The sequence below is a fragment of the Kribbella sp. NPDC048928 genome (genome assembly GCF_043197975.1).
In the GTDB taxonomy this organism is placed as follows: domain Bacteria; phylum Actinomycetota; class Actinomycetes; order Propionibacteriales; family Kribbellaceae; genus Kribbella.
In genome coordinates this window covers 263,520-289,583 of record NZ_JBICUC010000012.1, presented here as the reverse complement: position 1 = coordinate 289,583, position 26,064 = coordinate 263,520, and the positions used below count along the sequence as shown (strand labels likewise).

The window sequence follows — 26,064 nt, the reverse complement described above, 5'->3', positions numbered from 1 at the left end:
TGAAAAATATGACAAACAGTCCAAAGACCGTGAGTCGACAACTTCAGTCGATCCTTTGAATCAGAAACAACCAATAACTGGCTTGTCATCCGTATTAATTTCAAAGGAATCTGCCACAGACAAACAACCACCCGACCCACACCAGGAAACCTGGGGGGCTAGGAAAAGTCATTCAACGCCTGTGGTCAGGGTTAATGCATTTCGGCATTGACTTTCGGCACGCTGTTGAGTTCTCAAGAATCGGACGCTCACCGTAGCTTGGCCTTGCAGCCAGGCTCCCGGGGCAACCTGCGTTACTCTACCGGATCAGATCCACCGGGTCAAGTCCCAGTTTTTCTCGATCCCCACCCGCGTCTTGCTGGCCGACCCGAGTCCGAGGACACGTTCCGACTGCGTTAGCCTTTGGGGGTTTTGGAGCGACCGGCCGCTTTCGCGTCCCGCACTCGCTTCCAACAAGAAGAACATTACGTGGATCCCAGGTGGCCGGTCAAATCGGCCCCCGGTGGTCTGAATCACAGGCTTGTAATTTGCCTTCGGCAACCCGGATGTGGGAGTGCAGACCACCCCACGTCCGAGCACCGACGAGCAGCCCATGAGCAGCCGCCAGGACGCACCTGCGCGCCGTCAGGCCTGCGCCGGCGAAGCCACAACCCCTGCAAACGAACGCTTCCCGCGCCGCAGCACGAGCACGCCCCCCGGCAGCAGGTCGTCAGCGGCCGGTACGTACTCCGCGTCCTTCACCTTCTCGTTGTTCAGGTACGCGCCGCCCTCAGCAACGGTCCGCCGGGCAGCCGACTTGCTCGCCACCAACCCGGACTTCACCAGGAGGTCCCCGTACGTCGGCATCTGCTCACCGGCGCCGAGCTCCACATGCGGTGCCTCACGGAGCGCCGCGACAAGGGTGGAGCCATCGAGCGCCCCCAACTCCCCCTGGCCGAAGAGCGCCTTCGACGCCTCCTGTACGCGCCGAGTCTCCTCAGCCCCGTGCACCAGCGTCGTCACGTCCTCTGCCAGCACCCGTTGCGCCTCTCGCGCCTGTGGGCGTTCAGCAGTCGCCTGCTCCAGTGCGGCGAGCTCCTCCGCCGTACGGAACGTGTAGAACCGCACCAGCTGCATCACGTCGCGGTCGTCGCTGTTGAACCAGAACTGGTAGAACGCGTACGGCGAAGTCAGCTCCCGGTCCAGCCAGACGGTTCCCGACTCTGTCTTCCCGAACTTGGTCCCGTCTGCCTTGGTGACCAGTGGCGTGGCCAGTGCGTGCGCCTTGCCTTGGTCCGTACGACGGATGAGCTCCACGCCGGCTGTCAGGTTCCCCCACTGGTCGCTGCCACCGGTCTGCAGTGTGCAGTTGTGCCGCCGGTACAGCTCGAGGAAGTCCAGCGACTGCAGCAGTACGTAGCTGAACTCCGTGTAGCTGATCCCCTGCTCCAGCCGCGCCTTCACCACCTCGCGGCCGAGCATCCGGTTCACCGGGAAGTGCTTCCCGATGTCACGCAGGAAGTCGAGCGTGTTGAGGTCCTTGGTCCAGTCGAAGTTGTTGACGATCCGGGCCGGGTTCGGCAGGGAGGTGTCGAAGTCGACGAACCTCTCCACCTGACCGCGCACCCGCTCGACCCACTCGTGGACGATGTCCTTGGGGTTCAGGACCCGTTCGGAGGTCTCCTTGGGGTCGCCGATCAACCCGGTGGCGCCACCAACGAGCCCGATGGGGTTGTGGCCGGCCAGCTGGAGCCGCCGCAGCGTCAGCAGCTGCAGCAGGTTCCCCATGTGCAGGCTGGGCGCGGTGGGGTCGAAACCGACATAGGAGGTGATCGGTCCCGCTGCCATCGAGGCCCGGAGGGCGTCTGGATCGGTGGAGTGGGCGATCAGGCCACGGCTCTCCAGGTCGTCAAGCACCTGAGTGCGGCGTTCGGTCACTAGTTCTCTCCTCGCGTACGTCGGTCAGTACTAGTGTCCTGTACGGCGAGCAGGCACCGCTCAGGTGGTCTCCGGACGCGTGAGCACCTGACGCAACTGCGGACGGAGCGCATGTCCGTCCGGCCCCTGCACTGTGACCGCTGTCGGCCGGTGTGGGTCGTGAGCACCTGGGTCCGCGTTCGGCACCGGCAGACCGTGCGACAGCACCTGCTCGGCCGGCGTCAGCTGGCGGATGCCGATGGCCAGCACGTGGTCCGGGTGCGTCTGCGCGAAGTCGCCGTACAACTGGGGGTCGTGCTGCCCGTCGTCACCGACCAGCACCCACCGTACGTTCGGGAACTCACGGGCCAGCCGACGCAGCGCAGTCCGCTTGTGCTCCTGCCCGCTGCGGAACCAGCCGGTGTTGGTCGGCCCCCAGTCCGTCATCAGCAACGGCCCCGGTGGGTACCCGTGCCGTGCGAAGAACCGGGTGAGCGTAGGGGCGGTGTTCCACGCACCCGTCGACAGGTAGAACATCGGCGCGCCAGGGTGGTCCGCCAGCAGCTCGTCGTACAGCCCTGCCATGCCAGGGACGACGCGGCGCGCCTGCTCGTCGCGGACGAACGTGTTCCAGGCCGCGATCATCGGCCGTGGCAGCATCGTCAGGATCACCGTGTCGTCGATGTCGCTCACCAGACCGAACGTGGCGTCCGGATCCGGGACGAAGATCGGTGCCCGCGCTCTGCGGTCGCCGTGCACCCCCAGGACGATCTCGTGCCACCCCGGCGGCAGCACCACGGGCACCGTCAGGTCGATGAAGCCGCCCCGATCGGTGACGGCGTCGAACGTCTGCCCGCTGACGGTCACGGTGACCGGAACCTTCACCGCGGGTGCCGTCACGAACGCGCGCCAGCCGCGCACCACCTGATCCTCGTCGTACCGCGGCTGGTTGCGGGGGTCCCGGCCGAGCACCACGCGCGCGAGCACGCGGACGAACTCGGTGTTGCCGTATCCGACTTGCGGGATGATCCGTTCCTGCCAGCCGCGCCGCCGCAGCACCGCCTGCACCCCGACGTTGAACCAGTCCTCGAGACGCGACGAGTAGTGCGGACGGGCCATACCAGAAACCTACCCGCAGCACGGGCCGCTAGTCGTCCTCCCCCGCGGTCCGCGGACAGCTTTGACGCGTCCTTCACGAACTGTCGGCGGCATCACCTACGGTCTGCTCATGACGGCCATAGGCATGTGTTTCCCGCGTACGTACCCGGCCGCGCTCGTCACCGACGTCGCGCGAAGACTCGACCGCGGTGGCGCGGACGAGCTGTGGATCATCGAGGACTGCTTCTTCACCGCCGGCCCGTCACTGGTGTCGGCCGCGCTGACGGCCACCGAGCGGCTGACCGTCGGGCTCGGGATCGTGCCGGCCGTCGTCCGTACGGCGGCGGTGACGGCGATGGAGTTCGCGACGCTGGAAGCGCTCGGGCCGGGGCGGTTCCTGCCGGGGATCGGTCATGGCGTGCAGTCCTGGATGGGGCAGATGGGCGTCCGGCCGAAGTCGCCGCTGACGGCCCTCGAGGAGGTCACCACCAGTGTCACCCGGCTGCTCGCGGGCGAGGAGGTCAGCTTCGAGGGCACCACGGTCACGCTCAACAAGGTGAAGCTGGATGCCCCGCCGGCGGCGGCGCCGCCGATCCTGCTCGGCGTCCAGGGGCCGAAGTCGATGGCGCTGGCCGGCCGGGTCGCGGGTGGTGTCGTGCTCGCCGAGCCTGCCACAGCGGCGTACGTGCAGCAGTCGGTCGAGTACGCGGGATCGCCCAACGGGTTCGTGGTCGCCGGGTTCGCGGCGATGTGCGTCCGCGAGGACCGCCGGACGGCGTACGAGTGGACGGCGCCGTGGCTGGGTTGGCGGATCGATGCGCGTGCTCCGCAGGTGACCGCGTTGCCGTTCTTCGACGAGCTGCAGAAGGTGTACGAGGAATCGGGCGCCGCGGGGCTGGTCGGGATACCGAGCGACTGGTGGACGGCGATCGGCGCGATCGGCACGCTCGAGGACGCGGCCGCGCACCTCGACCAGCTCGAGGCGGCCGGGGTGCACCACGTCGGGCTGTTCCCGGATCCGGAGGTGGAGCACGGGCTTCCGCAGCTCGACTACGTGCTGGAGCTGGCGAAGCGTTAGCCGCGTTTCTTCGGGACGTGCGGGCGGTACGGCGAGACGGTCGGGTCGTTCGGGATCCAGAAGCGCCACGGGCGGTCGGCGGCTTCGCGGAGGCCGACCCGCGGGCCGGTGGCTGGTACGCCGTCGTACCCCGGGCCGTCAGTGAGCCGGACGGGTGAGTCCTTCGCGAGCAGGTCGACGCCGTTGCCCTCCCGTTCGATGCCGAGGGCAACGCACAGCCGGGCCGGTCCACGCGCCAGGTCACGGTCGGGGTTTGCGGCCGGGCGCTTCACCACAGGTCCCTTGCGCACACCGGCGGCCTGGTTGAAGGCGACCTTCTGGGGCGCACGCACACCGCGGCGGCTGCGCGCGAGTTCGTGACCTTCGACGACCTCGCCGGCGCGCAGCAGGACCGCCGAGGGTGTGCCGTCGGGGCCGGCCACGACGTTCATGCAGAAATGCATCCCGTAGGTGAAGTACACGTACAGGAAGCCGGGTGGGCCGAACATCACTGCGGTCCGGGCGGTCTCGCCGCGGTACGCATGCGAGCCGGGATCGTTCGGGCCGTCGTACGCCTCGACCTCGGTCAGGCGTACGGCGACCGTTCCCTCGTCGGTGGTGCTGCGCAGGACCATGCCGAGCAGCTTCGGCGCCACCTCGAGCACAGGACCAGCAAGAAGTGAGCGCCGCATGCCAGAACTTTAAGTGGTGTGCTGAGCAACCCGAGCGCGCAGCTCGGCGAGTTGAGCAGTGACCTGGTCCTGGGAGGTGCCGCCGCGGGTGTTGCGGGAGGCAAGGGAGCCTTCGACGGTGAGGACCGTGCGTACCTCGGGGGTCAGGTCCGGCGAGATCGCGGCCAGGTCGGCGTCGGTCAGGTCCCAGAGCTCGATGCCGCGCTTCTCGCACTCCTGGACGCAGGCGCCCGCCAGCTCGTGTGCGACCCGGAACGGGATCTTCTGGCGGACCAGCCACTCCGCGATGTCGGTCGCCAGCGAGAAGCCCTGCGGCGCGAGCTCCTCGAGCCGCTCCGCGTTGAACCGCAGCGTACGGATCATGCCGGTGAACGCGGGCAGCAGCACCTCGAGGGTGTCGATCGAGTCGAAGACCGGCTCCTTGTCCTCCTGCAGGTCCCGGTTGTACGCGAGCGGCTGCGCCTTCAGCGTGGCGAGCAGACCGCTCAGGTTCCCGATCAGCCGGCCGGCTTTGCCGCGGGCCAGCTCCGCGATGTCCGGGTTCTTCTTCTGCGGCATGATGCTCGACCCGGTCGAGAACGCGTCGTCCAGCTCGACGAAGCCGAACTCCTTCGTCGCCCAGAGGATTACTTCCTCGGCCTGCCGGGACAGGTCGATCCCGATCTGTGCGGTGACGAACGCGAACTCCGCCACGAAGTCCCGCGACGACGTGCCGTCGATCGAATTCGCCGAGGAGTTCGTGAAGCCGAGCTCGCGCGCGACGAAGACCGGATCCAGCCCCAGCGAACTGCCCGCCAACGCCCCCGAGCCGTACGGCGAATCCGCCGCGACCCGAGCGTCCCAGTCGGCCAGCCGGTCCAGGTCCCGGATCAGCGGCCATGCATGCGCGAGCAGATGGTGGGACAGCAACACCGGCTGCGCGTGCTGCAGGTGCGTCCGGCCCGGCATCGCGACCCCGAGGTGCTGCGACGCCTGATCGGCCAGCGTGTTCACCTGCTCCAGCAGCAGCTGCCCAATGATCCGGCCGTGCTCACGCAGGTAGCTCTTGAAGAGTGTCGCGACCTGGTCGTTCCGCGACCGGCCGGCGCGCAGCCGGCCGCCCAGCTCCGCCCCGAGCCGAACCAGCAGCCCGTGCTCCAGCGCCGTATGAACGTCCTCGTCCTCCTCGGCCGGGAGGAACTTCCCGGACAGCACGTCCTCCAGCAGACCGTCGAGGCCCGCCAGCATCGCCGCCAGATCCTCGTCGGTCAGCAGCCCCGCACGGTGCAGCACCTTGGCGTGCGCCTTCGACCCCGCGATGTCGTGCGGCGCGAGCCGCCAGTCGAAGTGTGTCGACTTGCTCAACGCCGCCAGCGCATCGGCCGGACCGCCTGCGAACCGTCCGCCCCACAGGGCCGCACTCTCACCTGAACTCACCAAAACATCCTCTCAGTCACTTACCGAAGGCCTTCCGCCAGGTCGAGGCGTCACCGCGGGTGTACGGCCGAACGAACCAGCACGCGCTCGAATGACCTGTGTCCGCGGTGACGAGCAGCCTGCTCCCGACCGCGTAGGGCAGGTCCTTTCTGCCCGGGGTGTCGTACATCGCCAGGACGACTCGCCGGGACGTCGGGTTCGCGGTGAACCACTCGTTCACCTTCAACGTCACCGTGTACGTCGGGAGGCGGCCGTACGGTTTCGCGGGCGTTGTGGACAACACCTTGCCATCGAAGGCGAACGGCTGGTGTCCGAGCACGTCCGCCGACTCGACGTACGAGCAAGGCCCGGCGACACCCGTCCCCGGGATCGTCATCACGGCTGTCGGGCGCCCGGCGACCGAGCCGGAACCCGCCTGGACGGCTGCGATCCCGCCGCTCACCACAGCTGTCGCTGCTGCTGCCGCGAGTACGGCGACCAGCGTTCGGGGCGCACGCTGCTTGCTCTCCAGCCGGCTCACCGCGCGGGCAAGTGTCTCGGGCGACGGCGGCGGCACCCGGCCCGCGGACTTGAGCTCGTCCCAGTGGTCGGTGGTGTTCATCGGTCAGCCTCCTGTCGCTTCCGGTCGTCCGGTGTTCGGGACGACCCGGACAGGCGTTCGTCCATACGTTGTCTGGCGCGGTGGAGCCGGGATCGTGCGGTTCCGGCGGGGATACCGAGCACCTGGGCGGCCTCGGTCGGGGTCAGGTCCTCCCACGCGACCAGGAGCAGCAGTTCACGTTCGGCGGCCGGCAGCTCCCGCATCGCCGTCCGCAGTGCCGGCCCCAAGGCCTCCGCGTCCAGGCGGGCGTCGACGGCGGCGGTCTCGTCGAACGGCCGGTCGACGAGACGTCGTACTCGGAAGCGGTGCTTGCGGTAGTACCCGTGCAGGACGTGCCGGGCGACACCGAACAGCCACGCCCGGGCAGACCCCAGCGACGGGTCGTACGACGAACGCGCGCCGTACGCCACCACCCAGACGTCGCCGAGCAGGTCGTCCGCGACACCGCTCCGGCGCATCAGGTAGGCGTGGATCGCGGTCCCGTGCTCCTGGACCAGCGCCTCGAACCAGTCGTCCATGCCCCTCCTCCCCTCCAAGGCACGATGCCTTCGGTCCTTACTTGGCGGAAGGGGCCCGCAGCGTTCGCGCTAGTCGTCCGTCAGGTCCTTCAGGGGTTGCGCCGGACGGTCCGGCCTGGCCTCGGCGCGCTGGGCCAGGCTCAGGAAGCGGGCTGCCAGGGCCTCGCCGCCGGTCGGGTTGCGGGACACGATCATCACCGTGTCGTCGCCTGCGATGGTGCCGAGAACGTCGTCCAGTCCCACGTGGTCGATCGCCGACGCGAAGTACTGGGCCGCTCCCGGCGGGGTTCGCAGGATCACCAGGTTGGCGCTGCCCTCGGCGGAGACCAGCAGCTCGGACGCAACCCTGGCGAGCCTCGCCTCGAACGCGGCGGCCTCGCCGGCCCGCGGCGTACGGTCACCGCCTTCGCCCGGTACGGCGTACACGAGCTGCCCCGAGGAATCGCGGACCTTCACCGCACCGATCTCGACCAGGTCCCGCGACAGCGTCGCCTGCCCGACCACCAGGCCGGACGCGGCGAGCAGATCGGCCAGCTCGGTCTGCGACCGCACCGGCTGCCTGCCCAGCAGATCAACAATCCTTTGCTGCCGCGCAGTTTTGGTAGTCGGTACGGCAATACTCATGCCTCAAAGCTCCTTGCCAGCAGCCACGACAGCAGCGCCTTCTGCGCGTGCAGCCGGTTCTCGGCCTCATCCCAGACGACCGACTGCGGGCCGTCGATCACGGCCGCCTCGATCTCCTTGCCACGATAGGCGGGCAGGCAGTGCAGGACGATCGCATCCGGCTTCGCCTTCGCGAGCAGTTGCTCGGTCACCGCGTACGGGACGAACGGCGCCTCGCGGTCCGCGGCCTCGTCCTCCTGGCCCATCGACACCCAGGTGTCGGTGGCAACGACATCGGCGCCGTCGACCGCGGCGACCTCGTCCGCCGTCCAGGCAACTGATCCGCCGGTCGACGCGGCGATCTCCGCTGCGCGCGCGAGGATCGCAGGGTCCGGCTGGTAGTCGGCAGGCGAGCCGACCACGACGTGCATCCCGGCGGTGGCGCCGCCGAGCAGGTACGAGTGGGACATGTTGTTCGCGCCGTCGCCGAGGTAGACCAGCTTCAGCCCGGCGGTCGAGCCCTTGTGCTGCCGGACGGTCTGCAGGTCCGCGAGGATCTGGCACGGGTGGAACTCGTCGGTCAGCGCGTTCACGACCGGTACCGACGAGGCTGCCGCCATCTCCTCGATCCGCGACTGACCGAACGTCCGCCACACGATCGCCGCGACCTGCCGGTCGAGGATCCGCGCGGTGTCCGCGATCGGCTCCCCCCGGCCGAGCTGCGATGTCTGCGCGTCGATGATCAGCGGTACGCCACCGAGCTCGGAGATCCCGACCGCGAACGAGATGCGGGTCCGCGTGGACGTCTTGTCGAAGATCACCGCGACGGTCTTCGGCCCGGCCAGCGGCTTGTGCCCCTGCCGGTCCCCCGCCAGCTGCGCAGCCAGCGTCAGGACCTCGTCCTGCTCCACCGGCGAGAGATCGTCGTCCCGCAAGAAGTGCCGCACGGTCATGGGGCCTCCACCTGGTCGAGCAGGCCCGGGAGGGCCGCGACGAAGCTGTCTGCATCAGACTTGCTGAGGATGTACGGCGGCGCCAGCCGCAACGCGTCCGGGATCGGATTGTTCACCACGAACCCGGCCTCCAGCGCCAGCGCCGCCACCTGGTCCGACACCGGCTTGGTCAGCTGGACGCCGAGCAGCAGCCCGCGTCCGCGGACACCACCGAGCAGCGGGTGGTCGAGCGCGGTCAGCGCCGCGGTGAGGTGGTTGCCGATGGCATTCACCTGGGCGAGCAGCCCGTCCCGCTCGATCACGGTCAGCACCGCCAGCCCGGCGATCGCCGCGACCGGGTTGCCGCCGAACGTCGTCCCGTGGTTGCCGGGCTGCAGCAGGTCGGCGGCCGCGCCGAGCCCGATGCAGGCGCCGATCGGGATGCCCGCGCCGAGCCCCTTCGCCACCGTCACGATGTCCGGCGTGATGCCCGAGGGCTGGTACCCGAACCAGGTCCCGGTCCGGCCGATCCCGGTCTGGATCTCGTCGAGCCACAGCAGCGCGCCGTGCTCCTCCGTGATCCGCCGCGCCGCCTGCAGGTAGCCGTCCGGCGGCACGATCACGCCGTTCTCGCCCTGGATCGGCTCGAGCACGACGGCCGCGGTCTGGTCGTCGACCGCGGCGGCCAGCGCTTCCGCGTCGCCGTACGGGACGAACTCCACGTCGCCGGGCAGCGGCGCGAACGCCTCCCGGTACGCGGGCTTCCAGGTGACTGCGAGCGCGCCCATCGACCGGCCGTGGAACGCGCCGACGGTGGACACGATCTTGGTGCGGCCGGTGCGCCGGGTGAGCTTGAACGCGGCCTCGTTGGCCTCGGTGCCGGAGTTCGTGAAGAACACCTTGCCGGGCGTCTCGAAGAGACCGAGCAGTTTCTCGGCCAGTGCGATCTGCGGCGCGGAGGCGAAGAAGTTCGACACGTGGCCGAGCGTGGCGAGCTGCGACGTCACCGCGGACACCACGAACGGATGCGCGTGGCCGAGGCAGTTCACCGCGATCCCGCCGAGCAGGTCCAGGTACTTGTTGCCGTCGGCATCCCAGACGTACGCACCCTCGCCGCGGACCAGGACGCGCTTCGGTGGGCCGAAGGTGTTCATCAGCGCGCTCGAATAACGCGACGTGAGCGCGGCCTGCGAACCCTCGACTGCGGTCAGTTCGGTCATGAGGGGATCACCTGGGTTCCAATCCCTGCGTCGGTGAAGATCTCGAGCAGCAACGAGTGCGGGACGCGGCCGTCGATGACGGTTGCCCGCGACACCCCGGACTCGACCGCGCGCAGACAGGCCTCCATCTTCGGAACCATGCCGGACGCGAGCGTCGGGAGCAGTTCGGCGAGCTCGCCGGTGTCGATCTGGGTGATGATGTCGTCGCTGTCCGGCCAGTTGCGGTACAGCCCGGCGACGTCGGTCAGTACGACGAGCTTCTCCGCCCCGAGCGCACTGGCCAGCGCAGCCGCCGCGGTGTCGGCGTTCACGTTGTGCGCCTGACCGTCCTCGTCCGGCGCGATCGTCGACACCACCGGGATCCGGCCCGCGTCGATCAGGTCGATCACCGCCTCCGGCCGGACCTCGACCACATCGCCGACCAGACCGATGTCGACCTGCTCGCCGTCGACGGTCGCCGTCCGCCGCTCCGCGGTGAACAGGCCGGCGTCCTCACCGGACATCCCGACCGCGAACGGGCCGTGCGCGTTCAGCAACCCGACCAACTCGCGGCCGACCTTGCCGACGAGCACCATCCCGACGACGTCCATCGCCTCCGGCGTGGTGACCCGGAGCCCGCCGCGGAACTCGCTGTCGATCCCGAGCCGGCCGAGCATCTCGCTGATCTGCGGCCCGCCACCGTGGACGACCACGACCCGGACGCCGGAGTACCGCAGGAAGACGATGTCCTCGGCGAACGCGCGCTTCAGCTTCTCGTCGACCATCGCGTTCCCGCCGTACTTCACCACGACGGTCTTCCCGTGGAACTCCTTCAGCCACGGCAGCGCCTCGGTCAGTACCGCGGCCTTCTCAACCGCTTCGGCATAACTCACGACGAGTACGCCGAGTTCTCTTCGACGTACGCGTGTGAGAGGTCCGTGGTGAGGACGGTCGCGGACGCGTCGCCCGCGTGCAGGTCGATGACCACGTCGATCTCGAGACCGCTCAGATCCGCCTCGGAACGGTCGACGCCCTTGCCGCCGGCGACACAGATGGCGGCGCCGTTCAGCGTGATGTCGAGCAGCGCCGGGTCGAACGCCGTGGGCGCGTTCCCGACCGCCATCGCGATCCGTCCCCAGTTCGGATCGGAGGCGAAGAACGCCGTCTTGCACAGGTTGTCCTCGGCAACGACCTTGGCGGCGGCCAGCGCCTCGGCCTCGGAGGCCGCGCCCTGCACCGTGATGCTGACGTGCTTGGTGACGCCCTCGGCGTCCCTCTGCAACTGCTTCACCAGGTCAGCAGCCAGAGCGGTCAGCACGGCTTCGAAGTCCTCGGGCGTCACGGTCACCCCGGAGGCTCCCGAGCTGAGCAGCAGCACCGTGTCGTTGGTCGACGTTCCCCCGTCGACGTCGAGCCGGTTGAAGGTCTTGCCGACCGCGTTCCGCAGCGCATGGTCGAGGTGCGGCTGGTCGAGCACGGCGTCCGTGGTGAGGACGCTCAGCATCGTCGCCATGTTCGGCGCGCACATGCCGGCGCCCTTCGCGAAGCCGCCGATGCTCCACCCGTCCGGGTGCTTCAGCGCGGCCTGCTTCGGCACGTTGTCGGTGGTCATCACCGCGGTCGCCGCGGCCAGACCGTGCTCGGGGCCGTCGCCGAGGGCATCCACGGCCGAAGAGATGCCAGGGATCAAACGGTCCATCGGGAGCCGTTCACCGATCAGGCCGGTCGAGCAGACCCCGATCTGAGCTGCACCTACTCCGAGCACCGCAGCCAGCTTCTCCGCGGTCTGGTGCGTGTCCTGGAAACCCTCCGGCCCGGTGCACGCGTTGGCGCCGCCGGAGTTCAGTACGACGGCCTTCAACGCGCCGGCGGTCAGCACCTGCTGCGACCACAGCACCGGCGCGGCCTTCACCTTGTTCGTGGTGAAGACGCCGGCGGCGACGTCGTGCGGGCCGTCGTTGACGACGACGGCGAGGTCCGGCGTACCGGCTGGTTTGATCCCGGCGACCACTCCCGCCGCGCGGAAACCCGCCGGCGCGGTGACCCCGGCGCTCCGATCGACTTGAGTGGCGGGTGTGACGGCGACGGTCACGGGGCTACTCCTACGAGGGGCAGGGCCAGGGTCTCGTCGAGACCGGTGGCCAGGTTCATGCACTGCACGGCGGCGCCGGCAGTGCCCTTGGTGAGGTTGTCCATGGCGGCCACGACGACGGCGCGGCCGGTGCGCTGGTCCAGCGCGAGCTGCAGCTGCACGGTGTTCGCGCCGAGGGTGGACTGCGTCTGCGGCCACTGCCCCTCGGGCAGCACGTGGATGAAGGGCTCGTCGGCGTACGCGTCCTCGTACGCCGCCCGGAGTGCTGCATAGTCGGTGCCCTCGGCAACCGGCGCGCTGCACGTGGCGAGAATGCCGCGGGCCATCGGCGCGAGCACGGGTGTGAACGACACACTGACAGGCTGCGAGGAGTACGGCGTGAGGTTCTGCTCGATCTCGGGAGTATGCCGGTGCACGCCACCGACGCCGTACGCCGACGCGGACCCCATCACCTCTGCGCCGACCAGATGCGCCTTCGGGGCCTTGCCCGCGCCCGACGTACCGCTCACGGCGACGACCACGAGCTGCGCCGCGTCGACCAGGCCGGCCTGCACGGCGGGGAGCAGCGCCAGCGTGGAGACCGTGGGGTAACAACCCGGCACGGCGACGCGGTTGGACCCACGGAGCTTGTCCCGCTGCCCCGGGAGCTCCGGGAGCCCGTACGGCCAGGAGCCGGCGTGCTCGCCGCCGTAGAACTCGATCCACGCCTCGGCCTCGGTCAGCCGGAAGTCCGCGCCGCAGTCGATCACGGTGACGTCAGCGCCGAGCTGCTCGGCGATGGCGGCGGACTGTCCGTGCGGGAGGGCCAGGAACACCACGTCGTGACCGGCGAGATTCTCCGCCGTGGTCTCGACCAGGGTGCGCCCGGCGAGCGGCACGAGGTGCGGGTGGTGCACGCCGAGCGCCGTACCGGCGTTGCCGCCGGCAGTCAGCGCGCCGATCTCCACGCCCGGGTGGCTGCTCAGCAACCGGAGCAGCTCGCCCCCCGCATATCCGCTGGCACCGGCCACCGCCACCTTCAGGCTCATGTGAATGAGTATGCCATGATCCGGATGAATATCCAACCAGCAGCGCGGCAGCTTCCACTACCCAATCAGCCGTGAACGCAATCTGCTGTGACGCGGGTCATGTCACAGTCCGGCGCCCGCCAGGTGTCCAAGAGGTCGACGACGAACCCTGGAGGACGTGATGGCACGGATCGGGCTGGAGCACAAGCGGACGTTGTTCGTCCGGCTGGCCGAATGGGGCAGCCGGCGGAAGTACGGCCAGGTACTGGATCCCGGGAAGGCGGCGATGCACAACTCCCGGGTGCTCACCACGATGCTGCTGATGGAGGGGTCGGCAGCTCGCTGGAAGGCACTGGATCCCGGACTCAAGGCGCTCGCCGTGATGGTGACGTCCGCGCGGATCGGGTGCAGTTGGTGCATGGACTTCGGGTACTGGGAGTTCCATCACCAGGGTGTCGAGCAGGCCAAGCTGCGCGATGTGCCAAGGTGGCGGGACAGCGACGTCTACTCGGATCTGGAGCGCGCGGTGATGGATTACGCCGAGGCGATGACGGCGACCCCGCCGGAGGTCACCGACGAGCAGGTCGAGCGGTTGCGGGCGGACCTCACTGAGGCACAGTTGGTGGAGCTCACGTCGCTCATCTCCCTGGAGAACTATCGGTCCCGCACGAACGCTGCGCTCGGTCTGACCAGCCAGGGCTTCAAGGAGACCTGCGAGCTGAGGCCGGTCAAATGACCGACGAACAGACCGACGACCAGACCGCTGACCAGCTCGCCGCCGAGTTCGCCGAGCACCGCCAGGTGCTGGTCGGGGCGGCGTACCGGGTCGTCGGCAGCGTCAGCGACGCGGAGGACGTGGTCCAGGAGGCGTGGCTGCGCTGGTCGCGGATCGACCGCCGAACCATGGCCGACATCCGCGATCCGCGGGCGTACCTGATCCGGATCACGACCCGCCTCGCCCTCAACCGGTTGCGCGAGCAGAAGGCGCGGCGGGAGTCGTACGTCGGTCCCTGGTTGCCGGAGCCGTTGGCGACCGATGACGACGACCCGGCAGCCGCAGTCGAGCTGGCCGACTCGGTCAGCATGGCGATGCTCGTCGTGCTCGAGACGCTGTCGCCGCTCGAGCGGGCCACGTTCGTACTGCGCGAAGTCTTCGATCTGCCGTACGACGAGATCGCGGACACGCTCGGGCGGTCGGAGTCCGCCGTCCGGCAGCTCGCGCATCGCGCCCGCGAGCACGTACACGCGCGGCAGCCGCGGCATCATGTCGACAAGGCGCGGCACGACGAGCTGACGATGCGCTTCATGCAGGCCGCGGGCTCGGGCAACTTCGACGAGGTGGTCGCGCTGCTCGCACCGGACGCGGTCCTGGTCAGCGACGGCGGCGGCAAGAAGCGCGCCGCGCTGCGGCCGATCCAGGGCGCCGAGAAGATCGCCCGGTGGCTGTTCGCGGTGCTCGCGGAGAACCCGGGGTTCGAGATCCGGATGGGCACCTTGAACGGCGAGACCGCCTACGTCGCCTACGACGGTGACGAGCCGGACACGGTCGCGTTCCTGAAGAGCACCGACGGCCGGATCACCGACCTCTACCTCATTCGGAACCCGGACAAGCTGGAGCACGTGCACTGATCTGGCCGTAAGCTATCTGCAACTCAGTCGCAGATGGAGGTGCGGTGAAGTATCTGGTGGCAGAACCGGACGAGGCTCTCGATCCCGGTGTGCGGGCGGACCTGCTGGACACGTGGGTGGCGGCGACGAACGCGGGCGGCGCGGTGGGGTACACCGCGCCGGCGCCGGTGGACGCGATCGCGGAGAACCTCGACGGCGCGCTCGGGCGGGTCGCGGCCGGCCTCGATCTGCTCGGCGTCCTGCACAACGGCGAGCGGTACGTCGGGATGGGCATGCTGGTGACCCGGGCCGGCGCCTTGCAGCAGCACTGGCGCACGGTGCTGCGGGTGATGGTGCACCCGGAGCATCAGGGCAACGGCGCGGGCCGGATCCTGATGGAGGGGCTGCGCGGATCGGCGGTGGACCTCGGGCTCGAGCAGCTCCAGCTGACCATCCGCGACGGGCTCGGCCTGGACAAGTTCTACGGACCGCTCGGCTACCGCATCGTCGGCCGCCATCCGCGCGCGGTCCGGGTCGCGCCGGGCGACTACCGCGACGAGGTCATGCTGGTCCAGGACCTGTAGGCGCGGACGCCCAGGCCATCACAATTGCCGTAGTCCCGCGCGCTCAGGCGGCGGCCCGCGGCGCGGGGGCGATTGTGATGGCCTGGCGGTTCACCTGCGACGTTTGCGGGCGAGCGCGATCAGCGTCGTGCCGAGGGCGGCGAGCAGGACGCCGAGCGTGACGACGACGGACGGTGGGCCGCCGGTCGGTGGCAGTTCGGCGCGGTTGAGGATGCGGGGCTGCTCGCCGGGCTCGGCGCCGACGGTGAACTTGACCGGTGCGGTGACCGTCTCGCCGGTTTCGTCGGTCCGCTCGTACGTGACTTTGGCGGTGCCGGTGAAGGCGGCAACCGGCTTGAGCGTGACCGTTCCGTCGGTGCCGACCGACCAGGTGCCCGCGCCGTTCGTCACGTGCTTCGTACACGTGCTGCCCGTCCGGAGACAGACCGAGCTCGGCTGGATCGTGCCGCTGTCGTTCAGCAGCGGGTTCACCGCGACCGGGTTGCCCGGCGTACCGGTGGCCGAGTCCGGCGCGGCCTTCGCGAGCACCGGGCCGGCGACCGTCACGTCGAGCAGCGCGGTGTCCGACGTACCGTTCGCGTCGGTGACGCGGTACGCCAGCGCCCGCGTGGTCCCGACGAAGCCCTTCGCCGGCGTGTACGTGACCGCTCCGCCGTCTCCGACCACGAACGTGCCTTCGCGCGCGACGGTTACGGACTTCTTCTCGTGCCCGTCGGCCGCATCCCGCAGTACGACGGAACCCGGCCGGAGCGGCGCGGACGGATCACCGGCCTTGTCGTTGCCGAGCACGTTGACGACTGCCGCCGTACCGAACTTGGTATTGGCACTGTCGTCGACGATCACCGGACGCACGGGCACAACCGTCACGGTGATCGTCGAGCGGGCCGCGTTCCGGTTGCTGTCCTTGATGTCGTAGGCAACGGATTGCGCCGTTCCCGAGAACACTGACTCGGGGCTGAAAGTGACCTTGCCGTTCGCAACCACGTACGCACCCTGGCCCGCGATCGTCACGTGGCTGACCAGGGCACCGTCCGGCCCGACGAGCAGGAGCGACACCGGATCGAGGCGACCGCCCGGCCCCGGCTTGTCGTTCGCGAGCGGATCGACGGTGACGGCAACGTGCTGCTTGGTACGCGCCTCGTCCTGTACGGCGACTGGCCGGGCCTGCACCGTGACCGTCAACGAACCTGCGCCGGTCGTGCCGTTGCGATCGGCCACCTGGTACCCGACCGGGACCGCGACCCCGGCGTACCCGTCGACCGGCGCAAATCGGATCGCCCCGGACGGCTGCACGGTGAAGGTCCCCTCCCCCGCGACGACGAGCGCGGGCAGTGGCGCACCGGTTACCGGATCGATGAGCCGCACGTTGCCGAGCGGCGCACTCGGATCACCCGGCCGGTCGTTCGCCAGCACGTCGACGGTGATCGCGGTCTCGTACGGAGTGCTAGCGGCATCGTTCTTGATCACCGGAACGACCGACGCGACCGTGACCGTCACGGATGCGCTCGCCTGGTTCCCGGTGGAGTCGGTGACGCGGTACGCGATCGACACGACCCCGCGGTACGCCGGCTCGGGGTCGAACGTGAGCTTGCCGGCCTTCACCGTGAACACGCCCTGCCCCGGGATCGTTGCGGTCGGCCCCCACGCCACGCCGTAGACCTGGAGCGACGCCGGATCGAGCTTGGCGCCGGTGCCCGGTTGGTCGTTCGCGAGCGGATCGACGGTGACGGTGACGTTCTGCTTGGTGTTCACCGGATCCGCGATTGCCTTCGGTCCCTGGCCCACCGTCAGCAGCAGCAGACCGTCCGCGGTGGTCCCGTTCGAGTCTGCGATCCGGTACGTCGTCGGCGTCGTCACGCCCTGGAATCCCTTGACCGGCTTGAACGTCACGGCGCCGTACGCGTCGACGGCGTACGTTCCCTCGCCTGCCCTCGTCAGCTTCTTGGCGTAGTGGCCGGTCGCGTCCTTCAGCATCAGGGTGGCCGGCCGGAGCGGCGCGGACGGGTCGCCGGGCTTGTCGTTCGCCAGGACCTGCACCGAGATCGCATGGCCGTACGGCGTGATCGCCGAGTCGTCGACAGCGACCGGATCGACAGGTACGACGGTCATGGTCAGCGTCGCGACCGCGGCGTTCCCGTTGGAGTCGGTGACCCGATAGCTGATCCCGGTCGCCTTGCCCCGGAACGCCGGCAGCGGATCGAACTCGATCGCGCCGCTCGCCTGCACCTCGTACGTCCCCTGCTTCGCAACCGTGAGCTTCTTCGCCGTCCCGTTCAGGCCGACCGAGCCGTGGTCCAGCGTCGCGTCGGTGCCCGGACGGTCGTTCGACAGCACGTTCACCGTCACGGTCACGTTCTGCAGGGTGGATGCGGTGTCGGCGACCGCGACCGGCGGCTGCCCCACGGTGACCGTCAACTGTGCAGTCGCGGTCGTCCCGTTCGCGTCCGCCACCTGGTAGGTGATCGGCGTCCCCGGGCCGCGGAACGTCGCACTTGGATCGAACTGCACGGCTCCCCCGGCGGTGCTGTACTCACCCTCGTTCGGGATCCGTACCGCTTCCTTCGCCACCCCGTCGGCCGGATCGATCAGCTGCAGACTGCCGGCGACCAGTGGCGCCGTCGGATCGCCCGCCTTGTCGTTCGCCAGTACGTTCACCGTGATGGTCTTGCCGTACGGCGTGCGCGCAGTGTCGTCGGCCGCGACCGGGGTGACCGGTGCGATCGTGACAGTGATCGTCGAGCGCGCGGTCTGCCCGAACTCGTCGGAGATCCCGTACGTCACCTTGGTCGCCGTACCGGTGAACGTCGGCAGCGGGTCGACCCCGATCGTGCCGTCCGGGTTGACCTGGTAGGCGGCCTGGCCCGCGATCCGCACCAGCTTCTTCAGCGAGCCGTCGACCGGATCCACCAACGTGAGGCTGCGCGGGTCGAGCACAGTCCCGACACCAGGCAGGTCGTTGAGCAGCGGACTCACGCGCACCGGGACGTTCTGCTTGCCCGTGACGGTGTCGGGCTCGGCGGTCGGCGGGGCCGGCTTCGCCACGGTGACGGTCAGGGCGGCCGTGGTCGTGGTCCCGTTCACGTCCGCGACCCGATAGCTGACCGGCTTCGCGGCGCCGGTGAACTTGGGCGCCGGGTCGACCTCGATCGTCCCGTCCGGTGTCGTCGTGTACTTCGCCTGGCCGTCGATCACGAGCGTCGCCGTCGGCAGTTGGGTGGCCGGGTCGATCAGCCGTACGGTGCTCGGCACCAGCGGGACCGACGGGTCGCCGGGATCGTCGTTCGCCAGCACCGGCACGGTCACATTCGTGTCGTACGCCGCCTGCGCCGTGTCGTCGGACGCGTCCGGCTGGACCTTCGTGACCCGGACCGTCAGCGTCGACCGCCCGATCGCACCGTTGCCATCGGCAACCTGATAGCCGACCGCGGTCGCCGTACCGCTGTAGCCCGGCAGCGGATCGAACACCAGCTTGCCGTCGGGTTTCACGGTGTACTTCCCCTGGCCCGGAACCATGAGCGACACCACCGGCTGGTTCGCGGTCAAGAGGCGCAACGTGGCCGGCTTCAGCGCGGAGCCGGTCGGGCCGGGCTCGTCGTTGGCCAGGACGGTCGCCACCACGGAGCGGCCTTGGAGCGTACTGATCGTGTCCGGGTTCGCGACCGGCGGGCCGGGGGCCGCGACGGAGACCGTCAGCTCGGCGCGTGCGGCGGTCCCGTTCTTGTCGAGCACCTGGTACGTCACCGGGGTGCCGACACCGGTGAAGCCGTGCAGCGGCTGGAACGTCACCTTGCCGGCCGCCGCCACGTACCTGCCCTCGCGGGCGATCGTCAGGTTGTCAACGATCTTCTTGCTGACCGGGTCGACGAGCCGCAGCGTCGTCGGCACCAGCGGCGCGTCCGGCGAACCCGGCAGGTCGTTGTCGAGCACCGGTACGACGACGTCGGTGTCGAACGCGGTCGAGACCGAGTCGCCGTTCGCGATCGGCGTCACGGCCGTGACCGTCACCGCGAGCGTGGACTCGGCGGTCTGGTGGGTGGTGTCCGTGACGCGGTAGCCGATCGACGTACCGACGCCGGTGAACTGCGGCTTCGGGACGAAGTCCACGCCGCCGTCCGGCTTCACCACGTACTCACCCTCGCCCGCGATCACCACCGCCTTCTTGAACGTCGCATCGGCGGGATCACGCAGTACGACGGAACCGGGTACGAGTTGCACACCCGTGGCGGCGTTGTCGTTGGCTAGCGGTTTGACCGTCACGCTGATGTTCTGCGGCGTCGAAGCAGTGTCGGGCTTGGCGACCGGGCGATCTGGGAGCGACACCGTGACGGTCAGCTTCGCGGTCGCCGTCGTGCCGTTGCGATCGGCGATGCGGTACGTCACCGGTTTCGCGACACCGACGAAACCCGGTACGGGTTCGACGCGGACCGTGCCGTCGTCGTTGGCGACGTACTTCGCCCGGCCGACGACGTTCACCATCTGCACGCACTGACGACCGCTGATGAGGCAGAGCGTGTCCGGTACGAGTGGCGCGTCGGCCGAACCGGGCTTGTCGTTGCCGAGCACCTTGACTACGACGGCGGTGTTGAACCCGGTCGTCACGGTGTCGTCGGCCGGCACTGGCGGAGGCGGCGGCGTGATCGCGAACTGGTAGTCCTCGACCTCACCTGCGTCCGCCGCACCGGTCGGCTTGTCCACCTGCGCGGCGTTGTAGCCGACCCGCACTCGCGCGTACGACGCTCCCACCTTCGGAGCGAGCTCCGCCCAACGCAACGTCACGGTCGTCTGCTTCGCGGCGAACGCGGCGCAGGCCCGCTCGCCCTGATCGAAGGCACCGTTGACGTTCGCGTCGATCCACGCACAGGCCCGCCCGGCCTTCGACGTACCGGAGAGTTGCAACTCGGCGGCGTACGAGGTCTGACCGGTGTGCAGTGGTTTGAACACGACACCGTCATCGGCCTGATCGGGAGTCGCCGGACCGGTCGTACCGTTCGCGACGGTGGCGTTGTCCTCGGTCACATCCTTACCGAGCTGTACGTCGCTGAGCACCGACCACGCGGCGCCGTATGACGCGGGCGCATCGCCGAAGTCCTCCGGAGTGGACGCGACGATCGAGAAGGCGTCGCCCGACGAACCGTTGTTCAGCGCCGGCAGCTTCGGGTGCTTGGTGAACTGTGCGGTGACGTCGAAGCTGACCGTGCTGACGATGCCGTTCACGCGGACCGAACCGCAGGCGGCGGTCGCGGACGTGTCGAGGCCGGACGGCGATTTGGTATTGACGCAGTTCGGGCCGGCATCGTGGTTCGTGGCGGCGATCGTGTCGCTGGTGACCGCGAGGTTGTTGCCCTGGCCGAGCTTCGTGAGGCTGAGGCCGGCCGTGCCGAGCTTGAGGATCGAGTGCAGTTCGGACTGTGCGACCGTTCGGCCGCTGACGGTCCGGGTGACGGATCCGCCGATGCCGCCGAGGTGCAGGACCGGGTTGCGGACCGGTTGCGAGAACGCGATCGTCACGGTGCCGCGGTCGCCACAGCCGCCGGTCGACGCGCAGTCGCCGGTGTTGACCACGACGTCCTGCGCGGGCGTACCGGTCGTGATCGCCGGCTGGTAGGTGGCCGGCCCGAGGCCGCGGAAGCCGGCCGTCGCCGGATCGCCGAGCTCGGTCCGCCCGGTCGCGGTGATCGTCTGCCGCAGGCCCGAGCCCGGCATCACCGTGGTCGCCGAGTCGGTGAACGGCGTCGCCGGCACCTGATAGGCGGTCGCGGTGCCAGTGGCGCCGACAGTTCCGAGGCTCAACAAGCCGGTGACAAGAAGAATGGCCGCCGGTCGGGCTGCCCGCATGTATCCCGCCCTCCCGAGCAATCACAATGACGCGTGGGCCGCGGGCGGGCAGGCCCTACTGACTAGGTGGTATCGCCAGACACCACCTAAATGTTACGGGAGATTCACTCTCCGAGTTCGTAGATCCGCACCTTGCCGATGCTGTGTCGCCGGACCGCGAGCCGGTCGAGCGCCGGCGAGGCGGGGCCGTTGCGCGTGTCGGCGTACAGCCAGCGAACGCCGTACTCGTCGCGCAGCCTGCGCAGCAGGTCGGCGGTCGGTGCGGTGAGGGCCTCGTTGGTGAGGGCAACCCGGTCCGGCCACGGTGACGGCTGCTCGGTGTAGCGCCGGCCGCCCTTGCCCTGTCCGGCCATCGCCTGGTTCGTGTACGCCCAGCCCTCGATCAACGTACGGCGACCGGCCATGCCGCTGACCAGGTAGCCGCGGGCATCGCATCCGGGCGCGGTCGAACCGGCCGGGCGGCACCAGGTGTTGGTCGCGACCACGTCGGTCGGCGCGGAGTTCCGCCCGAGCCACAGCGCGGCCTCGGTCTCGTCCGGATACACCCACCAGTGCGCGGACCGGTACGTCGGCGCCTTCTCCATGTCGCCGCGGGCGGCGCTCTGTACGAACGAACTGATCGGTGCGGTCGAGAGCAGCACCAGTACGACGAGCATGCCGCCGCCCGCCTGCCGCAAGGTCAGCCGCCAGACGAGCAGCAGGAACAGCGTGATCCCGAGGACCACGAGCAACATCCGGGTACTGAGCCACAGCTGACGACCGGTGGTCGCGGCCGGCACTCCGCGGGCCCAGACGAGCAGCAGTGCGTACGCGATCGACAGGACGAACGCCGCGACCGCGATCGGCACCGGTCGTCGTGACGCACGGGCGCTGGCCGCCGCGAACCAGCCTGCTCCGGCGAGACTGAACGGCGCGGCGGTGTAGATGAAGTAGGACTCGCTCACCGACGGATGGTCGATCAGCAGGTACCCGGCCCAGCCGGCGACCATCGCGCCGACCAGGAACCACGCGATCGGGTCCTTGCGCCAAGCAACCCCGAAGCCCGCCCAGGACATCGCCTGCAACGTAAGCAGCAGTCCGAGCAACAGGCTCAACGTGCCGAGCACCTCGCCGTGTGCGAGCGCCGGAAGGATCAGTCCGCCGGCACCAGGTGGTGTCCTGTCGCCCGTGGCCGCTGAGTACACGGGCAGCGATTTCAGGATCGCCAGGAACTGCAGACGGGACCCACTGGTGCTGCCGGCCACGGTCAGGAAGGTGACAGCGCCGGCAACGAGCAGCACGGCCGCCGTACCGATCAGACGCCACGGCAGCCGGCGCGTGGTCAGTAGAAGGTACAGCGCGGCCACACCAACTGCTGCGACGAGCAGTGGGAGGACGGTCGGCTTCGAGCCGCCGCCGACAATGGCAACCGGCACGATGAGCAGCCAGAGCCGGTGGCTGCCGTCCTTGAACAGCAGGTCGATCAGGAACACCGCGACCACGACAGCCGCGATCATGCCGAGCGTCTGTGACGGGCTGAGCAGGCTGACCGGCGCAGCGAGGTTCACACTCGTGTCGACGAGCAAGTACAGTTGCGGCGCGGCCAGTGCGAGTGCGGCGAGTACGCCGGTCCACCACGTACGGCTGACGGTTCTGGCGAGTGTTGCGCAGACGAGCAGCGCAACGATCAGCCACGGGATGATCCAGAGCCGGAACAGTACGACGAGCGGTGTCAGCCGCGTGACGTCCACAGCCGCGGCCATGTCCGCGTTCGCGAACCAGTGGTACTCCAGCCGCTCCCCCACGACCTGTGGGATCTGCGGCGGCACCTGGCGCGTCAACTCCTGCACCATCGACAGGTGGTACAGCAGGTCCGGGTAGTACGCCTGACCGTTCGGCGGCATCGGGTGGTACGCCATCACGCCCAGCGTGGCCGCGCCGATCATCACCGCCGCAGACACCGCCAGCCCAACGCTCCACGCGACCGGCAGCGGTTGGGGCTCGGCGATCCGGAAGTACTGCCGTCCCACGAGCGCGAACCCGATCAGCACCAGCGCCGGCCAGACGATCAGCCAACGTTGCCACCCGAGCGCGGTGAAGAGCGCCCAGCCGATCAGCTGCCAGGTCGCACCGACCACCGATCCGAGCCCGAGGTCCTCCGCCCAGTTGCCAGTACTGCGCCACGCCGCACGCAACAACAACGTGCCGGGCAAGGCGATCGCGCCGGCGAAGTACACGGCGTACTTGAGCAGCGGCCCGACGCCGACATCGCCGAGCGCCCCGAACCCACCGGCCGCCACCAGAATCGGCAACAGCCACGGAAGGAACCGCTTCATCTCTGGTTCGGCGTGCTTTCCTGAGTGGGCGTGCTGCCCTGCGTCGGCGTGCTTTCGTGGGTGGGCTCTTGGTGGCCGTGGTCCTCAAGGCTGTCGTAGCCGACGAGGAACTGCGGCCGGCGCTGACTCGACTGGAACAGGCGCGCGACGTACTCCCCGAGCAGGCCCAGGCAGAGCAGCTGGATCGCCCCGATCACACTGACCGCGAGCACCGTCGACGTCCAGCCGGGAATGCCCCGGCCGGTCAGCTTGATCACCAGCGCGCCGACCACGAACAGCCCGGACATCACGCCGCCGAGCAACCCCAGCCAGGTCGCCAGTCGCAGCGGCGCCGCCGAGAACGCGGTCACGCTGTCGAACGCGAGACGCACCATCTTCGAGACGTTGTACTTCGTGGAGCCGGCCGCTCGCTCAGCGCGGACGTACGAGACCTTGGTGCTCGGGAAGCCCAGCCACGGGATCACCAGCCGGAACACGCGGCCGTCATCGGGCAGCGCGTTCACGGCCTCGACCACGCGCCGGGTGACGAGCCGGAAGTCGGCCGCGTCGAACGGGATCTCCTTGCCGACCAGGCGGCACATCAAGCGGTAGTACAGCCGGGCGGTCGTTCGCTTCGCCCAGGAGTCACTCGAACGATCGGAGCGGACGCCGTACACGACGTCCACATCCTGCTCGCGGACGACCCGCAGGAACTCGGCGATCACCTCGGGCGGGTCCTGGAGGTCGGCGTCGATCGTGACGACGTACTGACCGCGGGCCCGCCGGAAGCCGGCCGACTGCGCCGCCTGATGACCGCTGTTGCGGAGCAACCGGACGACGCGCAACTGCGGCCAGTCCTTCGCGGCGTCGAGGAGCAGCGCGGAGGTCCGGTCCCGGCTGCCGTCGTCGACGACGAGCAACTCGTAGCTGATCCCCAGACCGTCGAGCAGCGGATGCATCCGCCGGAAGAAGATCGGCAGCACCTCTTCCTCGTCGTACATCGGCACGACAACGGAGAGCTCGGGGTCCATGTCCCGCATCGGCTGCCTTTCCGGGTCCTGTCGGGTCAGAGGCCTGACATTACCGCTCACGGGGAGATCGCCACTGCTCCGGTGCGCCGCGGGTCGCCGACGGCGCTCAGGCCGTCCACCGGATCCCACAGCGCGGCCGCGACGCCGCCGAAGTACATCGAGTGCGGCGGCATCGGGCGGGTCGGCAGCGCGGTCGAACCGGACACCGGCAGGTCGTCCTCGTAGTCGACGACCACGTCCTCGCGGACCCGGACGTGCAGCCGCGGGTGCTCGACCGCCTCGCGCAACGAGAGCCCGCCGTGCGTGTGCAGCGCGTACACCTGGGCCAGCGCGGTCGGGATCCGGTCCGATCCCGGCGAACTGATCGCGAGGACGGCGCCGTCGCGTTCCCGGCGCGCGACGCTCGGGGCCATGTTCGAGGTCAGCCGAGTGCCCGGGGCGAGGCTGTGCGGACCGCCGTGCAGCAGCTCCTGCTCGCCGAGCGCGTTGTTCAGCCAGATGCCGGTGCCCGGGGTGAGGACGCCGGAGCCGTACCCGGAGGAGACCGTGATCGCGCACGCGTCGCCCTCGTCGTCGACGACCGACACCGTCGCCGTACTGGGTGAGGTCAACGCCCGCAGGTCGCCGGCCGCGGCCAGGTCGAGAAGCTTCCGGGCTTCCAGCGTGCGTACGTCCTCCTCGTCGAGCTCGGCGAGCCGCTGCCCGAGGACGGCGTGCTGCACCTCGACAAGGCGCTCCAGCTCGAGCTGACTCCAGCTGCCGTCGGCCGGTACGCCGTCGAGCAGCGCGAGCATCGCCGCCGCCGCGACGCCTCCGACCGCGGGCGGCGGGTTGGTGGCGAGGCGCCAGCCGTTCTGCTTGATGACCAGGGCCGGGCGGACGACAGCCTCGTACGCGGCCAGGTCCTCTGCGGTGAGGATGCCCTCGTTGGCGGCCATGTCCTGGATCAGCAGCTCGGCGAGGGCTCCGGTGTACATCGTCTCGGCGCCGTCGCGGGCGATCAGCTCGAGCGCCTCGGCGAGCTCGGGGATCACGATCGTCGTACCGGCCTTGATCACCTCGCCGTCCTCGTCGTGCACGACGCCGTGGCTCGGCCGGTGCCAGCCGAAGATGATCTCGTGGGTGAACCGCAGGTAGTAGCCCGACGTCCGGCTGAGCGCGAACCCGTTCCGCGCGACCTCGATCGCGGGCTGGACGACCTCGCGCCACGGCGCCTTGCCGGACCGGCGATGCGCGAGGTCGAGGGCCTTCATCCCGCCCGGGGTGGCGACCGAGCCGTGGCCGACCGTGGTCGTCGTGCCGCCGCCGTAGTCGGTGGTGACGTCCCAGACGGCGCGGCCGAACCGGTCGATCGGCAGGCCGCGGCCGGGCATCTCCACCCAGCCGTCGATCGTGACCGGGTCGCCCCCGGCCACCTGCAACGTGACGAAACCGCCCGAGGCCGGCGACACCACGCCGATCTCGTTCACCATCGTGACGAGCGTGGCGGCAATCGCAGCGTCCACCGCGTTGCCGCCCTCGGCAGCCACCCGCACGCCGGCATCGGCCGCCGCCACATTCGGCGCGGCGACCGCCACCCGCGGGTGACCCGCACTCATGTC

Annotated in this window: 20 protein-coding genes; 4 read left to right on the top strand and 16 right to left on the bottom strand. The window is 69.4% G+C overall.

What is annotated here, in order from left to right; translation table 11 throughout:
- Positions 1-624: 624 nt before the first annotated feature.
- Positions 625-1,917 (bottom strand): tyrosine--tRNA ligase, encoded by a 1,293-nt coding sequence (tyrS, locus tag ACGFI6_RS39670; protein ID WP_393127853.1) that lies wholly within the window; start codon positions 1,915-1,917, stop codon positions 625-627.
- A 60-nt stretch (positions 1,918-1,977) separates the two neighbouring features.
- Entirely contained in the window at positions 1,978-3,015 is a 1,038-nt protein-coding gene (locus tag ACGFI6_RS39665) for an App1 family protein (protein WP_393127852.1), read from the bottom strand.
- Positions 3,016-3,124: 109 nt separating this feature from the next.
- Here ACGFI6_RS39665 and ACGFI6_RS39660 point away from each other — a divergent pair, with 109 nt between their 5' ends.
- Positions 3,125-4,072: an LLM class flavin-dependent oxidoreductase gene (locus ACGFI6_RS39660; protein WP_393127850.1), complete on the top strand. Its 948-nt coding sequence runs from the start codon at positions 3,125-3,127 to the stop codon at positions 4,070-4,072.
- Here ACGFI6_RS39660 and ACGFI6_RS39655 read toward each other — a convergent pair.
- The 10 genes from ACGFI6_RS39655 to argC all read right to left on the bottom strand — a co-directional run bounded on the left by ACGFI6_RS39655 (position 4,069) and on the right by argC (position 13,132).
- Positions 4,069-4,743 carry a DNA-3-methyladenine glycosylase gene (locus tag ACGFI6_RS39655; protein ID WP_393127848.1) on the bottom strand — a complete coding sequence of 225 codons (675 nt, stop codon included), beginning with the start codon at positions 4,741-4,743 and terminating at the stop codon, positions 4,069-4,071. The two genes, ACGFI6_RS39660 and ACGFI6_RS39655, sit on opposite strands and share 4 nt — an antisense overlap.
- Before the next feature lie 9 nt (positions 4,744-4,752).
- Positions 4,753-6,162: an argininosuccinate lyase gene (argH, locus tag ACGFI6_RS39650; RefSeq protein ID WP_393127846.1), complete on the bottom strand. Its 1,410-nt coding sequence runs from the start codon at positions 6,160-6,162 to the stop codon at positions 4,753-4,755.
- Positions 6,163-6,175: 13 nt separating this feature from the next.
- Positions 6,176-6,760, bottom strand: a complete 585-nt coding sequence (locus ACGFI6_RS39645; RefSeq protein WP_393127844.1) for a hypothetical protein — start codon at positions 6,758-6,760, stop codon at positions 6,176-6,178.
- Positions 6,757-7,278 (bottom strand): RNA polymerase sigma factor, encoded by a 522-nt coding sequence (locus ACGFI6_RS39640; RefSeq protein ID WP_393127843.1) that lies wholly within the window; start codon positions 7,276-7,278, stop codon positions 6,757-6,759. Before ACGFI6_RS39640 ends, ACGFI6_RS39645 begins: the two co-directional genes overlap by 4 nt.
- A 69-nt stretch (positions 7,279-7,347) precedes the next feature.
- Entirely contained in the window at positions 7,348-7,902 is a 555-nt protein-coding gene (locus ACGFI6_RS39635) for an arginine repressor (protein ID WP_393127842.1), read from the bottom strand.
- Positions 7,899-8,834, bottom strand: a complete 936-nt coding sequence (gene argF / locus ACGFI6_RS39630; RefSeq protein WP_393127840.1) for an ornithine carbamoyltransferase — start codon at positions 8,832-8,834, stop codon at positions 7,899-7,901. Before argF ends, ACGFI6_RS39635 begins: the two co-directional genes overlap by 4 nt.
- The gene (locus ACGFI6_RS39625; RefSeq protein ID WP_393127839.1) at positions 8,831-10,033 is read right to left on the bottom strand and encodes an acetylornithine transaminase; all 1,203 of its coding nucleotides are present in this window, start codon (positions 10,031-10,033) and stop codon (positions 8,831-8,833) included. The genes argF and ACGFI6_RS39625 overlap by 4 nt, the downstream gene beginning before the upstream one ends.
- On the bottom strand, positions 10,030-10,905 hold the full coding sequence (gene argB, locus ACGFI6_RS39620) for an acetylglutamate kinase (RefSeq protein WP_393127838.1): 876 nt from the start codon (positions 10,903-10,905) through the stop codon (positions 10,030-10,032). Before argB ends, ACGFI6_RS39625 begins: the two co-directional genes overlap by 4 nt.
- Entirely contained in the window at positions 10,902-12,104 is a 1,203-nt protein-coding gene (argJ, locus tag ACGFI6_RS39615) for a bifunctional glutamate N-acetyltransferase/amino-acid acetyltransferase ArgJ (RefSeq protein WP_393127837.1), read from the bottom strand. The genes argB and argJ overlap by 4 nt, the downstream gene beginning before the upstream one ends.
- Positions 12,101-13,132, bottom strand: a complete 1,032-nt coding sequence (gene argC / locus ACGFI6_RS39610) for an N-acetyl-gamma-glutamyl-phosphate reductase (protein ID WP_393127836.1) — start codon at positions 13,130-13,132, stop codon at positions 12,101-12,103. The genes argJ and argC overlap by 4 nt, the downstream gene beginning before the upstream one ends.
- Before the next feature lie 160 nt (positions 13,133-13,292).
- On the opposite strand from argC, the gene ACGFI6_RS39605 reads away from it, so the two are divergent.
- Genes ACGFI6_RS39605 through ACGFI6_RS39595 form a run of 3 tightly spaced genes read left to right on the top strand, consistent with a single transcriptional unit; the run spans position 13,293 to position 15,303 of the window.
- On the top strand, positions 13,293-13,847 hold the full coding sequence (locus ACGFI6_RS39605) for a carboxymuconolactone decarboxylase family protein (RefSeq protein WP_393127835.1): 555 nt from the start codon (positions 13,293-13,295) through the stop codon (positions 13,845-13,847).
- Complete coding sequence (locus ACGFI6_RS39600; RefSeq protein WP_393127834.1) at positions 13,844-14,740, top strand: RNA polymerase sigma-70 factor; 897 nt, start codon at positions 13,844-13,846, stop codon at positions 14,738-14,740. Before ACGFI6_RS39605 ends, ACGFI6_RS39600 begins: the two co-directional genes overlap by 4 nt.
- Positions 14,741-14,784: 44 nt before the next feature.
- Positions 14,785-15,303, top strand: coding sequence for a GNAT family N-acetyltransferase (locus ACGFI6_RS39595; protein ID WP_393127833.1), 519 nt, complete (start codon positions 14,785-14,787; stop codon positions 15,301-15,303).
- A gap of 90 nt (positions 15,304-15,393) precedes the next feature.
- On the opposite strand, the gene ACGFI6_RS39590 is transcribed toward ACGFI6_RS39595, so the two are convergent.
- The 4 genes from ACGFI6_RS39590 to ACGFI6_RS39575 form a co-directional block, all read right to left on the bottom strand.
- On the bottom strand, positions 15,394-21,093 hold the full coding sequence (locus ACGFI6_RS39590; RefSeq protein ID WP_393127832.1) for an Ig-like domain-containing protein: 5,700 nt from the start codon (positions 21,091-21,093) through the stop codon (positions 15,394-15,396).
- Positions 21,094-21,242: 149 nt separating this feature from the next.
- A complete protein-coding gene (locus ACGFI6_RS39585; RefSeq protein ID WP_393127831.1) occupies positions 21,243-23,453 on the bottom strand; it encodes a hypothetical protein in 2,211 nt (736 codons plus the stop codon).
- Complete coding sequence (locus ACGFI6_RS39580; RefSeq protein ID WP_393127830.1) at positions 23,450-24,472, bottom strand: glycosyltransferase family 2 protein; 1,023 nt, start codon at positions 24,470-24,472, stop codon at positions 23,450-23,452. Before ACGFI6_RS39580 ends, ACGFI6_RS39585 begins: the two co-directional genes overlap by 4 nt.
- Before the next feature lie 47 nt (positions 24,473-24,519).
- The gene (locus ACGFI6_RS39575) at positions 24,520-26,061 is read right to left on the bottom strand and encodes a gamma-glutamyltransferase (RefSeq protein ID WP_393127829.1); all 1,542 of its coding nucleotides are present in this window, start codon (positions 26,059-26,061) and stop codon (positions 24,520-24,522) included.
- Positions 26,062-26,064 lie beyond the last annotated feature (3 nt).

Coding starts and splice junctions, on each gene's coding strand:
- ACGFI6_RS39665 (WP_393127852.1), bottom strand. CDS start 3,015: ATGGCCCGTCCGCACTACTCGTCGCGTCTCGAGGACTGGTTCAACGTC.
- ACGFI6_RS39660 (WP_393127850.1), top strand. CDS start 3,125: ATGACGGCCATAGGCATGTGTTTCCCGCGTACGTACCCGGCCGCGCTC.
- ACGFI6_RS39655 (WP_393127848.1), bottom strand. CDS start 4,743: ATGCGGCGCTCACTTCTTGCTGGTCCTGTGCTCGAGGTGGCGCCGAAG.
- ACGFI6_RS39645 (WP_393127844.1), bottom strand. CDS start 6,760: ATGAACACCACCGACCACTGGGACGAGCTCAAGTCCGCGGGCCGGGTG.
- ACGFI6_RS39640 (WP_393127843.1), bottom strand. CDS start 7,278: ATGGACGACTGGTTCGAGGCGCTGGTCCAGGAGCACGGGACCGCGATC.
- ACGFI6_RS39635 (WP_393127842.1), bottom strand. CDS start 7,902: ATGAGTATTGCCGTACCGACTACCAAAACTGCGCGGCAGCAAAGGATT.
- argF (WP_393127840.1), bottom strand. CDS start 8,834: ATGACCGTGCGGCACTTCTTGCGGGACGACGATCTCTCGCCGGTGGAG.
- ACGFI6_RS39625 (WP_393127839.1), bottom strand. CDS start 10,033: ATGACCGAACTGACCGCAGTCGAGGGTTCGCAGGCCGCGCTCACGTCG.
- argC (WP_393127836.1), bottom strand. CDS start 13,132: ATGAGCCTGAAGGTGGCGGTGGCCGGTGCCAGCGGATATGCGGGGGGC.
- ACGFI6_RS39605 (WP_393127835.1), top strand. CDS start 13,293: ATGGCACGGATCGGGCTGGAGCACAAGCGGACGTTGTTCGTCCGGCTG.
- ACGFI6_RS39600 (WP_393127834.1), top strand. CDS start 13,844: ATGACCGACGAACAGACCGACGACCAGACCGCTGACCAGCTCGCCGCC.
- ACGFI6_RS39585 (WP_393127831.1), bottom strand. CDS start 23,453: ATGAAGCGGTTCCTTCCGTGGCTGTTGCCGATTCTGGTGGCGGCCGGT.
- ACGFI6_RS39580 (WP_393127830.1), bottom strand. CDS start 24,472: ATGCGGGACATGGACCCCGAGCTCTCCGTTGTCGTGCCGATGTACGAC.
- ACGFI6_RS39575 (WP_393127829.1), bottom strand. CDS start 26,061: ATGAGTGCGGGTCACCCGCGGGTGGCGGTCGCCGCGCCGAATGTGGCG.